This is a genomic window from Constantimarinum furrinae (assembly GCF_014295415.1).
GTDB classification, from domain to species: Bacteria; Bacteroidota; Bacteroidia; order Flavobacteriales; family Flavobacteriaceae; genus Constantimarinum; species Constantimarinum furrinae.
The window spans coordinates 1,794,482-1,807,028 of record NZ_CP052909.1 but is presented as its reverse complement, the minus strand read 5'-3'; the positions used below and the strand labels follow the sequence as shown (position 1 = coordinate 1,807,028).

The window sequence follows — 12,547 nt, the reverse complement described above, 5'->3', positions numbered from 1 at the left end:
TTGATGAAAAATATTTTAAACAGATTGATCAACCACGAGCAGCTTTCGAAAGAAGAGGCCAGACAGGTATTGGTCAATATTTCTGAAGACAGGTATAATACCAATGAGATCACTGCCTTTCTAACTGTGTTTATGATGCGTAGTATCACGTTGGATGAACTGGAAGGATTCCGTGATGCTCTGTTGGACCTTTGTCTCAAAATCGATGTTTCAGATTATAATACTATCGATCTCTGCGGAACTGGGGGTGATGGAAAAAACACCTTTAATATTTCAACCTTAGCATCCTTTGTAACTGCCGGAGCCGGGGTGTTAGTCACCAAGCACGGGAATTACGGTGTATCTTCAGTAAGCGGAAGCAGTAATGTCATGGAGCAGCTCGGAATAAAATTCAGTAATGATCCCGGTTTCCTCAAAAAATGTCTGGACGAAGCCGGTATATGCGTGTTACACGCTCCCTTATTCCACCCTGCTATGAAAAATGTGGCACCCATTAGACGTGCGCTTGGTGTTAAAACCTTTTTCAATATGCTGGGTCCTATGGTGAATCCGGCATTTCCCAAAAATCAGTTGGTAGGCGTCTTCGATCTGGAGCTTGCAAGAATGTACGGCTACCTGTACCAGAAAAGTCAAAGGAATTATGCCGTATTGCACGCCATGGATGGTTATGACGAGATATCGCTCACGAGTCCCGTAAAAGTGATCCGGAATGCTTCTGAAATCATTTTAGACCCTTCCCATCTGGATCTAAATACTATTGATCCTTCAGAAATATACGGCGGAAAAACAGTAGCAGAATCGGCCGAAATATTTATGCAAATCCTAAATGGAAACGGTACAAAAGCACAGAATGATGTGGTTTGCGCCAATGCCGCCATGGCAATTTCCGTTGTTAATAAAACAGCATTAAACGAAGCTTTTAATTTAGCTAAAGAGGCACTCCTCAACGGTAATGCTTTAAAAAAATTCAATAAACTAAGAGGCCTGAGTCAATAATGATGAGCATTTTAGAAAAAATAGTAAAGTACAAGCACCAAGAAGTGGAACAGAAAAAATATGCATTTCCTGTTTCCTTGCTTGAATCGTCCGTTCTTTTTACGGCACCTACTCGCTCTCTGAGGAATGCCTTAGAAAAAGTTCCGGTAGGCATAATCGCAGAACACAAAAGACGGTCTCCCAGTAAAAAAATCATCAATGACAGTCTCCTAGTTCAGGATATAGCTGAGGGCTACCAAAGTGCTGGAGCCGCGGGCATGTCGGTACTTACAGACACAAACTTTTTTGGGGGTTCACTGGACGACCTGCTTCTGGCGCGCTCGGTAACTTCTTTTCCCATACTTCGGAAAGAATTTATAGTGGATCCATACCAGATCATTGAAAGCAAGGCCTATGGTGCAGACGCTATTCTCCTCATCGCCGCGGTTCTGTCCGATTCAGCATTGAAAGAATTTTCAGAACTCGCACAAAGCCTGAAACTCGAAGTGCTTCTAGAAGTGCATTGTAAAGAAGAGCTGAACCGCGCCCTGCTGCCTTCCGTAGACATGTTGGGAATAAACAACCGGAATCTTAAAACCTTTGAAGTTTCAACAAATACGAGCAAAACGCTTTCAGAATATATACCGGAGGAGTTTATAAAAATATCTGAAAGCGGGATCAACTCTGTTGCTACCATAAAAGAGCTTAGAGATTACGGTTTTCGTGGCTTTCTTATAGGAGAACAGTTTATGAAAGCCCAAGACCCCGGCAATACTGCCAAAGAATTTATAAATCAGTTGTTTTGAAAAGAAAAATAAAGATCAAAGTTTGCGGTAATAAAGAAAATGCAAATGATGTTGCCTTACTGCAACCCGATTATATGGGTTTTATATTTTATAAGGATTCTCCCCGAAATTTCGATACTGTCCCTCCCGCTCCCGATGAAAATATCAAGAAAGTAGGCGTTTTCGTAAATCCTTCCATAGAAGAGATCCTCGAAAAAATTGAGCTATTTCAGCTGGATATCATTCAATTGCACGGTAATGAATCTCCTCAGTTCTGTGAAGAATTAAGAAATGCATCGCTGTCTGATAGGAAGCAATCTGTAGAGATCTGGAAGGTATTCAGTATCGACGATCAATTTAATTTCGAAGAACTGGAATGCTACGAAGCGGTGGCAGATAAATTTCTTCTGGATACCAAAGGAGAACACAAGGGGGGAAACGGTTATACCTTTAACTGGAAACTATTGGAAAAGTATACCTCTAAAAAACAATTCATATTGAGCGGGGGTATTGGCATTGATCAGTTGACCATGCTTAAAGACATACTCAATTCAGATCTTCCTGTCTACGCCGTGGACGTAAACAGCAAATTTGAGCTCGGACCCGGACTTAAAAACGTGGATGGGCTTAAAAGTTTTATCGAATCCATAAAAAACCCGGTCTAACCTAAATTTAGGCAATGAACTACAACACAGATAAGAAAGGATATTACGGAGCGTTTGGGGGTGCTTTTATCCCAGAAATGCTATATCCCAATGTTGAGGAGCTTCGGCAAAACTACCTTAGCATCATGCAACTGGATAGCTTTAAACAAGAATTCGACGAATTACTAAGAAACTATGTGGGCCGACCAACTCCCTTATATTTTGCCAAACGTCTTTCAGAAAAATACCACACTAGAATATATTTAAAACGCGAGGATCTATGTCATACCGGCGCCCATAAAATAAATAATACCATTGGGCAGATCCTTATGGCAAAACACCTAAAAAAGACACGTATCATCGCCGAAACCGGTGCCGGGCAACACGGTGTGGCAACCGCTACAGTTTGTGCCTTAATGGGATTGGAATGTGTGGTATACATGGGAGAGATCGATATTAAACGTCAGGCACCCAATGTCGCGCGTATGAAAATGCTGGGCGCAACTGTGATTCCGGCGACGAGTGGCAGCAAAACATTAAAGGACGCCACTAACGAGGCTATTAGAGACTGGATCAACAATCCGTTGGACACACATTATATTATAGGTAGTGTGGTGGGTCCGCATCCCTATCCCGATATGGTCGCACGGTTTCAAAGCGTTATTTCGGAGGAGATCAAATCACAGCTCACAGTTCTGGAAGGAACAAATCGACCCGATTATGTTATTGCCTGCGTAGGAGGAGGCAGTAATGCTGCCGGGGCTTTCTACCATTACCTCAATGACATTAGCGTAGGACTAATCGCAGTTGAAGCAGCAGGAAAGGGGGTTAACAGTGGTGAAAGCGCTGCAACTTCGGTATTGGGAAAAGTGGGTATTATTCACGGCAGTAAGACCTTATTGATGCAGACCCATGACGGACAGATCACCGAACCGTATTCAATTTCGGCGGGACTTGATTATCCGGGTGTCGGCCCTATGCATGCACATCTGTGTAAAAGTGGCAGGGCGCAGTTTGTTTCAGTCACCGATGACGCAGCCATGCAGGCCGGACTTGAACTTTGCAAATTAGAAGGCATTATACCCGCCATAGAAAGTAGTCATGCCCTGGCTATTTTTGAAGACAAAGCATTTAAACCTAATGATATTATTGTGGTGAACTTAAGCGGACGCGGCGATAAAGACCTCAGTACCTATATCGACTATTTTAATCTATAAGGAATGAATTATGCGTAGCATTTGAGTGTTCCCTCGTTAAACCTTCAAGGTTATTCAAAACCTTGCAGGGAACTCGGTCGGGCCTGCCTACCGGCAAAGGCAGGTTTTCGGCTATATCTCTACTTTGCGACTTTAGAGCAAAGTAGAGGATGCCGCCTTAAAAAGCCCACCATAGCTGCCGAAGCAGCGAAGGTGGGTCCCTAACACAATCCTAAGAACATGAACAGAATTAAAAACAAACTTTCAGAAAATAATAAACTCCTGTCCATATATTACACGGCAGGATTTCCGCAACTTCAGGACACTGTGCCTATACTCGAGTCGCTTCAGCAAAATGGTGTGGACATGGTTGAAATAGGGCTGCCCTTTAGTGATCCCATAGCCGATGGTCCAACAATTCAGCAAAGCTCTGCTGCAGCATTACAAAATGGGATGACCACCACGGTATTATTCGATCAACTGAAAGACATTAGAAAGACCGTTTCCATCCCTCTGATTCTTATGGGCTATTTTAATCCTGTGCTTCAGTACGGCGTTGAGGAATTCTGTAAGAAATGTAATGAGATTGGCATCGACGGACTCATATTACCCGACCTTCCTCTGGAGGAATACACGCTACACTATAGGCCCATCTTTGAAAAATATATGCTATCAAACATTTTTCTTGTTACTCCCCAAACACCGCTAGCCCGTATTAAAGAGATCGACAGTATATCAAATACATTTATTTATCTTGTAAGCAGTGCCGGTACCACTGGCACAACTCGGGACATAAGTGAAGCGCAGCAAGTTTATTTTAAGCGCATCTCGGCGATGAAGCTGTCGAAGCCCGTGATCGTAGGATTTGGTATAAAAGATAAAGCCTCATTTAATGAGGCCACGAAACACACCCATGGAGCGATTATTGGCAGTGCTTTTATAAAAATGCTGGCGACAAAAGGCCTAAGGGGTGTTACGGAGTTTATTACAGCGCTAAGAAAGGTTTAACCTTATTTTAGTATAGCTTTAATACAAATTATCGAATCTATTGTATAAGTTAGAAGCTATAACCTTAAAATACAATAGATTATGGCAACTGAAGATAAAAGAAAGTTTAAACGAAAGACTGAACAGACCCATCCCACCAATCCGACGGCTAATACAAACCAGAATACCAACGATTTTGATATTGATTCCAAAACGATCAAAGAACAACAAAATAAAAAGTAATGGGAAAGGGAGATAAGAAAACAAGAAGAGGTAAGATAATTTTAGGTACCTACGGTAAATTAAGACCTCGCAGACGTAAATTTAGTTTACAGCCTAAAACCACGAAAGGAACGGCAAAAAAATAGGTTCTATAGATAGTTTAAAAGCAAGAAACCCCCTTGGCATCGCCAAGGGGGTTTCTTTTTGGTTGGTTACTCTATTGATTATTCCTTGATCAATCGTTTTACAACGCTTGAGTTCTCACCGGTGATCTGTACCACGTACACTCCTGATGATAAACCTGAAATATCAATCACTTTCTCCTGCTGCATATCTCTAAGATCGATGGTGCTTATGAGCTTTCCATTCACATCATAGATCTGTGCATTGTTCAGTAAAAGGTTAGATCCGTTAGAGATTCTTACCTCGTTCTGTGCAGGGTTAGGATACATCACAATGGCGTTGCTTAGCTCACTGTCTTCGTTTCCTAAGATGCTCTCTACTGTAAGTTCGAAGGTACAGCAGTTTTCATTACCATACTCATCGGTTGCACATACCTGTACATTGTAAACTCCGTCTGGAATCTGAGAACCTGCTGCAGGATCCTGAGAGAATACTGTTACAGGATCGGTACAGTTGTCAAGAGCTGTAGCCTCTCCCGTAGCGAAGTAATCCGGTACGGTATAGAACAAGTTTCCTGGTCCCGGATCCACGGTTTGATCTGCAGGACAAGTAACATCCGGTCCTAACAGATCTACAACCGTAAGGGTCGCAGTACAGGAAGCAAGGTTTCCACTTGGATCTGCTACAAACAGCGTCACTGTAATTGGTGTTCCAATATCATCACAACTTACATCGGTAACATCGGTAGCAAGTACAGCAAGACCACAGGCCTCAATTGTATTGGCAACGTCTACAAATGCTTGTGGATCTACCATTGCGGTACCGTCGGCACCCAATTCGATAGTTACATCCTGACAAACAAGTATAGGATCGGTGTCATCGATCACGTTTACTGTTGCAGTACAAGTGGACTCATTTCCACTAGGATCTGTAGCAGTAACTACTATAGAATTCTGTCCTACATCGTCACAAGTAAAGTCGATAGTAGAAGACGCCTGATCGAAATTGTAGGTAAGTCGCAACTCAAGGAAATCACCTCCACAAAGGGTTACGTTTATATTTCCTGCTACATCGGTACCGGTAAAGTCGATCATTCCATCGGCTGCCCAGGTATCGATCATTGCTGCAGGGATCGTAAAGGTTTCCATAAGTGTCGTAGAACACTGGTCGGCGAAGACACCTGTTCCACCAATAGTTCCGGTGGTTGCAGCATCTTCATCGGTAATGGTCCACATCTCTTCGTTGGTTCCACCAACAGCTCCGTCGATATCTCCAAAAGTTCTAACTTCTAAGGTAGCATCACCGGTAGCTCCAACAGGAGTTCCAGCAAAGCTGAAGATGTTGGTGCTTGCAAGTGTAGGATTCACTATGTTAATAGTAGAATCGTACGTTCCTGCTGCTCCTCCGGCTGTTACCGTAACAGGGCCACAGTTATCGGAAGATGACATCACAAGACTCGACACAGGAATACTGGCCATACCATTGGCATCTAGAACAACATCCAGCGGTGTACCTACTACAGGCGTAAAGTCGAATACTAAAGCATACGAATTTAACGTACCGGTATCTCCACCTGCGTCATCCTCAATAGATAATATCCAATCTCCTAAAGTGCTTTCTCCATTGAAAGCTGCTAACGGATTACTTGGAATATAATCTGCTTCAGGGAAGGCATCACCATTGGTACCAACTCCACCCGGATCGCAATCCAATACATTCGCAGATTGATCGTCAAAGGTTGTCACAATATCATTTGCTGAACAACCGTCAAGATCGTCAAATACAGTTACAACAGTACCGGCTGGCGATTCTAGAGTAATTGTAATATCTCCTGTCCATGTATGTGTAATATCGATATCCACATTTAGATCTGTAATAACATGATCTTCAGTCACAGTAAGTGTTTCTGAGAATGTTGTATTATCAACGATTGGAGTACTCGGTGAGTCTCCCGCGATAAGTGGTGGAATTACTTGTTCTCCAACACAAACTATTTCCGGTGCTTCTGTATCATTAACCGTTACGTTAAATGAACATTGAACCGTGTTTCCTCCAGAATCTGAATATTCAAGTGTAGTTAATGTAGTTCCCACAGGGAATACAGAACCACTTGGCAATCCGGTTACTACCGTATAAGGTACCGGAGGTTGCGTTGTTGAAGTATAATCGTATATAAGTCGTAACTCAAGGAAGTCACCTCCACAAAGTGTCACGTTAATTCCTCCTACTAAGTCAAATCCTGTAAAATCAATTTGTCCATCGGCCGCCCAAGTATCGATCATGGCAGCAGGTATGGTAAAGGTCTCCATAAGAATTGTATTACACTGATCTGCAAAAACTCCGGTATTACCAATTTGTCCGGTAGGATTGCCATCTTCGTCCTCAATTTGCCAGATTTCTGTAGCATTATCGATGTCTCCAAAGGTTCTTACTTCAAGAGTTGCATCGGCAGTTGCTCCAACGATCGCTCCGGTAAAGCTAAAGATATTGCTACTCATCAAGGCAGGATTTGTAAAGTTGATCGTTTGATCGTATGTAGCACTACCTGTAGTAGATGCAAAACAGTTATCCATTAAAATAGGATCAGGATAATTTACAACCGCTCCACAATCTCCAGGATCATTATCAACTACGATATCTGCAGGACAATCGAATTGAGAAGGTGGTTCGTTATCCGTAACAACTACATCGAAAGTACAAATCGTTGACGCACCACATGCATCGGTTACGGTAAATTCTACGGTGGTAGTTCCTACCGGGAATGGATCTCCACTTGGAAGACCACCGGTTTGAGTTACAGTTACAGGGCCTCCTTCAGGATCGATCGCTGCCGGATTACCAAAGTTTACCACTGCACTACACTGTCCTGCATCGTTATTCACATTGATGTTTCCAGGACATGAAACTATAGGAGGCTGATTAGGACTTAGTTCGGTAAAATTAATACAGAAGTTATTTAACATTCCTGAATCACCTCCAAAATTGTCTAAAATATTTAAAGTCCAGTCTCCACTAATATTTTCTCCGGCAAATATGGTATTTAACTGACCACCTTGCGCTTCAAAAGTTCCGGTATATGGTGGAGCACCTGAAGTAATATTAGGATTTCCGTCCATAAAGACTGTGCCGGTAAAGTTGTCTCCTGAACCACCAATTTGATCGGCTAGGAATATTGTGGTCCCTTCGGGTGAGGTTAGTGTAATGTCAAGATCACCGTCAAAAGTATGATTAAGATCAAGCTCTACACTATCAATGGCGTAATTTGAACCAATAAATCCACAATTGACAATAGATGCAACAGAAGGTACCATGGACCCACTTGTTCCTACCTCAGGAATGGGTTGCCCAAGCGGTACACCACAAGCCATAGGTGGCACGGTATTCACATTAATATCTGCTGTCCATCCTGACTGTGTCACAGAAGAATCAGAGTCAAATGTAAATGTAAGACATCCACCGGCTGCTGAGGTAAATGGGCCTAATGTGGGATTTCCGGCACCGTCGGTACCATCCATACAAACTAATCCGGCACCTGCATCAAATCCATCACCGGCATAAGTACCATCCATCCCTCCGGTATCACCGGAGATGGTAAGATTGTCCCAACATTGACCTCCCCCACCACCGGAAGCTTCAACATCGAATGTTGTAAAGTCGATTACAATAAATTCGCCGGGATTCGCGCAGAACATCATTGTAGAAAGTTCATTGCTGGCATAATTTCCGGTGGATCCACCGGAATCGGTGTAAATGTCACCATCCACAAAATCTGTCCCGGCCGTAAAGGTACCGGCAGCTTGCGGAATTTCAGTTTGAGCCATAAGATTACCCGAAAAGCATAATGCAAATAAGGCAAAAAAGGCAAATGTAATTTTTTTCATAAATCTGAAATTATTAAATGTTAGTTAATCAATTTGTCAATTGTTAAAAATAACATAAAATTTCTGGGCAGCAAAATATTATTTGTCATTTAAAACAATAATCAGTTGAAAGAGTCGTTAATCCCACCAAATTAGTAGATAATCGAACTATAGTCTGGACTTAAATCAGAATGTGTAGGTATTTTACTACAAATTATTAAGCCTGAAAAATTGAAGTTTATCACTGTTATTTACAAAAGCAATTTGCCTGGTACTTCCTAAAGTAATCATATGTACTTCCTTAACATTACCGGAAGCATTGATGCCGGATTCCAAACAGCTAAGCACCGTAAAATTTCCCTCACCATCTCCTTTTAGGAATAATCCCTGCGATGCGTCATTTCGGGGTGTTTCAACTTCCGATTCGAACAAATTTCCCGCAATCACAACATCCAATTTCGAATCTCCATCGAAATCCTTGACGACAATTCCGTTTACTGAAGATAATTGTGCCAATCGCGGCAGTGCCGTGACATTCCATTTGGAGTCTCCATTGTTCTCAACATAGACACTGGCAAACGTCTGAGCACTTAAATGCAGCGCATTATTTAAATTTTCCTCGCCAAATATTTCTGAAATGTTTGCTCTGGCAAAAGCATCATACGTTTTAAATTTTTCTTTTATAAATGGCATTTGTTGCGATGTACATTCTCTTCCTCTTAGCGTGTACACTTCACCACTTTCATTGTAAGTAAGTACAATATCTCCGGTACCATTGCTATCAAAATCATCGTAATAAATATCGAAGGTTTGCTCTGAAGTTGTTCTGTACTTATAATTCAGGCCAAGATTCCCAAAAATAAAATCCTCATCCCCATCCCCATCAAAATCACCGCTTGCAACAGCGTTCCACCAACCTGCAGTGTCCTGCAATCCAAGTTTAGCACTTACATTATTGAAGTAATTTCCATTATTGTGCATTACCATAATAGGCATCCATTCACCAGCAACCACCAGATCTTTTTTTCCATCCTTATCAAAATCTACCCAAACACTGCTGGTTACCATCCCCGGACTTTCAAGTTCCGGAGCCAGTGACTTTGTAACATCTTCAAAAATTCCATTGTTGTTTTGTAATAAATAACTTCTTGGGGCCATTGGATAAGCACCGGGTACTACCCTTCCTCCCACAAATAGATCCATATCCCCATCCCCGTCAAAATCTTCAGCAGAAACCGAGCTTCCACTTGTGAACATTTTAGGTAATGCAGCAATCGCTTTACTAAAATTCCCGGATCCGTCATTGATATAAAGTCGGTCTTGAAGTTCTTCCGAAGCTATTGTAACTTCATTGCCTCCACTCACCACATATAAATCCAAATCTCCATCGTTTTCTAAGTCGAAAAAAACAGCAGAAACATCTTCAAATTTTCTATCTGAAAGCCAAGCGGTTTGATTTGTTTCGAGATAAGAACCGCTTTTCGTTTGTAGAAATAATTTTGCAGATTCGCCTTTTGCCGCACCAATATAAAAATCCTCCATCCCGTCACCATTTACATCCCCAACAGCCATCCCGGGACCCTGCATAGAGAGCTTATGCGGAATAAGGATCTCTCTGGCAAAATCATTGTACACATTTTCCTTGTGTACGTAAGGGACACTTAGAGATTGTGTCACTTCCGAAAATATGGGCCTATAGTTTTTCTGAATCGGTTTTATTTTGGTTAACCGGTTTTTATCGAAAGCTACTTGCAAATTCTGATTGGCCTCGATTTCTGTAAGTAATTGAATACTTCCATCCGGCCACTCCAACCAAAGCGAATCTATTTTCGTGTTTTTTCCAAACCCAAAGTAAAGTTCGTCGGGTGTAGAAGATTGATAGCCTCTACTCATATAGTGCTCCTGCACTTGAATCTCATCTCCTGTTTTTAATGTGACTCTCGTTCCAATACCAGAAACATTCGTACCCTTACCTGTAAGTTTTACTTTTAAATAATTTTTATCCGATAATAATTCAGATTTATTTTCATATAAAAAAGCAGGATGGTCTATATTAGAAATTACAATATCCAGATCCCCATCATTATCAAGGTCGGCGTAAGCTGCACCGTTAGAATAGGACGTTTGAGTAAGTCCCCATTGGTCTCGCATGTTTGAAAATCTAATATCTCCCTCGTTTCTGTAAATATAATTTTTGATCATATTCTCGGGCAATTCATCCAGGATCATTTTTATATACTCCAGGTTACGCGTGGGATCATTCTGCATCTGCATCATAATTTCCCGCTTGCGGTTCACAAAGTCACTATTCCTGGCTTCCTTTCTTAAACCATTGGTGACCAACAGATCTTTACGACCGTCCATATCAAAATCTGCCCACAATGGCGCCCAACTCCAATCGGTATTCGATAATCCGGCTAACTGTGAAACTTCGCTAAACGTACCATTTCCATTATTCATCTGTAGGGTATTCATCATATACTGATGATGAAAACCATTATCGACAGCGGCATAAAACTTTTCAGTATTCATACCACTCATGTTTGTCTTGGTTCTGTAATTATCTTCCGCCACCATATCGACAACCATGATGTCCAAAAGGCCATCGTTATTGAAATCTGCAATATCCGATCCCATTGAAAAATTCGATATGTGTTTTGTCGATTGTTTCAGCTTTTCTGAAAATGTGCCATCACCATTATTATAGTATAAATAATCATGCTCTATATAATCATTACTAACATAGAGATCCGGCCAACCATCGTTATTGATATCTCCAGCAGAGACACTCAAACCATACCCAATACCATTTCCAATGATTCCTGCCTCCTCGCTTACATCGATAAACTTTCCATTGTCATTTCTGAATAATTTATCTCCTGCATATGGGTTTCTGTTATTTCTCTCAAACTGAAGATCTTTATCCAGAACCGCAATAATGTTATGATTAAGCAAATACATATCTAAATCCCCATCCTTGTCGTAATCGAAAAAACTGGCTTGTGTAGAGTAACTCTCATCGGCTAATCCATATTCCTCGGCTCGTTCAGAAAATGTAAGATCACCGTTATTTATAAACAAGGCATTTTTTCTCTTTTCAGGGTCCATGTCCCCCGATCGGCTAACATAGATATCCAGAAAACCGTCTCCGTTAATATCGACCATGGTACTTCCCGTAGACCAACCCCACTTTCCTTTCACTCCTGCTCTTTGGGCAATTTCTTCAAACTTCATATTCCCTTTGTTCAAATAGAGCTTATCATCTCCAAAATTTGTAACAAAGAAAATATCTAATAACCCGTCATTATTTATGTCCCCCACTGAAACTCCCGCTCCATTATGAAGGTATTGATAAACTACTATATTGAATCCCCTGCTTTCGGGGGGTAGATTATTTATAAAGTTTAGACCCGATTGTTCTGGTGATACCAGACTAAATAATGGTCCGTTATACTCTTCTTTTTCTTCAGTTTTATTGTCACAATTCATAAAGATAAAACAGATAAGAAGGAATGAAAGAACTTTTACAGAGTTTGAAAAAAGTACACTGAAATTTTTGGCTGATTTGAAGTACATTTTAGTTAAAAATGAAGAGATTAGTTGCTGTCAAAAAAAATTTATGGAATATAGCTTTTTTTAGCTAACCTTAAAATCAAATTTTTTTAATAATCAATTTATTTATCTTTTTCTCAACTATTTTTAATTTAAATACCACAGAAAATACGTCACATCATTATTATTCAGATTTCTAAGAG

General features: G+C 41.1%; 9 protein-coding genes. 7 read left to right on the top strand and 2 right to left on the bottom strand.

Annotated features, from left to right (window positions below):
• The first annotated feature begins 3 nt into the window (after nucleotides 1-3).
• The 7 genes from trpD to ALE3EI_RS08220 all read left to right on the top strand — a co-directional run bounded on the left by trpD (nucleotide 4) and on the right by ALE3EI_RS08220 (nucleotide 4,955).
• Nucleotides 4-996 (top strand): anthranilate phosphoribosyltransferase, encoded by a 993-nt coding sequence (trpD, locus tag ALE3EI_RS08250; protein ID WP_186987806.1) that lies wholly within the window; start codon nucleotides 4-6, stop codon nucleotides 994-996.
• Between the two features lie 2 nt (nucleotides 997-998).
• On the top strand, nucleotides 999-1,781 hold the full coding sequence (trpC, locus tag ALE3EI_RS08245; RefSeq protein ID WP_186992331.1) for an indole-3-glycerol phosphate synthase TrpC: 783 nt from the start codon (nucleotides 999-1,001) through the stop codon (nucleotides 1,779-1,781).
• The gene (locus ALE3EI_RS08240) at nucleotides 1,778-2,425 is read left to right on the top strand and encodes a phosphoribosylanthranilate isomerase (protein ID WP_233279940.1); all 648 of its coding nucleotides are present in this window, start codon (nucleotides 1,778-1,780) and stop codon (nucleotides 2,423-2,425) included. The genes trpC and ALE3EI_RS08240 overlap by 4 nt, the downstream gene beginning before the upstream one ends.
• Before the next feature lie 14 nt (nucleotides 2,426-2,439).
• Complete coding sequence (trpB, locus tag ALE3EI_RS08235; RefSeq protein ID WP_186987805.1) at nucleotides 2,440-3,621, top strand: tryptophan synthase subunit beta; 1,182 nt, start codon at nucleotides 2,440-2,442, stop codon at nucleotides 3,619-3,621.
• 219 nt (nucleotides 3,622-3,840) lie between these two features.
• Nucleotides 3,841-4,608 (top strand): tryptophan synthase subunit alpha, encoded by a 768-nt coding sequence (gene trpA, locus ALE3EI_RS08230; RefSeq protein WP_186987804.1) that lies wholly within the window; start codon nucleotides 3,841-3,843, stop codon nucleotides 4,606-4,608.
• A gap of 81 nt (nucleotides 4,609-4,689) precedes the next feature.
• On the top strand, nucleotides 4,690-4,830 hold the full coding sequence (locus ALE3EI_RS08225) for a hypothetical protein (RefSeq protein WP_186987803.1): 141 nt from the start codon (nucleotides 4,690-4,692) through the stop codon (nucleotides 4,828-4,830).
• Entirely contained in the window at nucleotides 4,830-4,955 is a 126-nt protein-coding gene (locus tag ALE3EI_RS08220) for a 30S ribosomal protein THX (protein WP_186987802.1), read from the top strand. Before ALE3EI_RS08225 ends, ALE3EI_RS08220 begins: the two co-directional genes overlap by 1 nt.
• A 78-nt stretch (nucleotides 4,956-5,033) precedes the next feature.
• On the opposite strand, the gene ALE3EI_RS08215 is transcribed toward ALE3EI_RS08220, so the two are convergent.
• Entirely contained in the window at nucleotides 5,034-8,813 is a 3,780-nt protein-coding gene (locus tag ALE3EI_RS08215; RefSeq protein ID WP_186987801.1) for a proprotein convertase P-domain-containing protein, read from the bottom strand.
• A gap of 186 nt (nucleotides 8,814-8,999) precedes the next feature.
• On the bottom strand, nucleotides 9,000-12,368 hold the full coding sequence (locus ALE3EI_RS08210; protein ID WP_186987800.1) for a VCBS repeat-containing protein: 3,369 nt from the start codon (nucleotides 12,366-12,368) through the stop codon (nucleotides 9,000-9,002).
• Nucleotides 12,369-12,547: the final 179 nt, after the last annotated feature.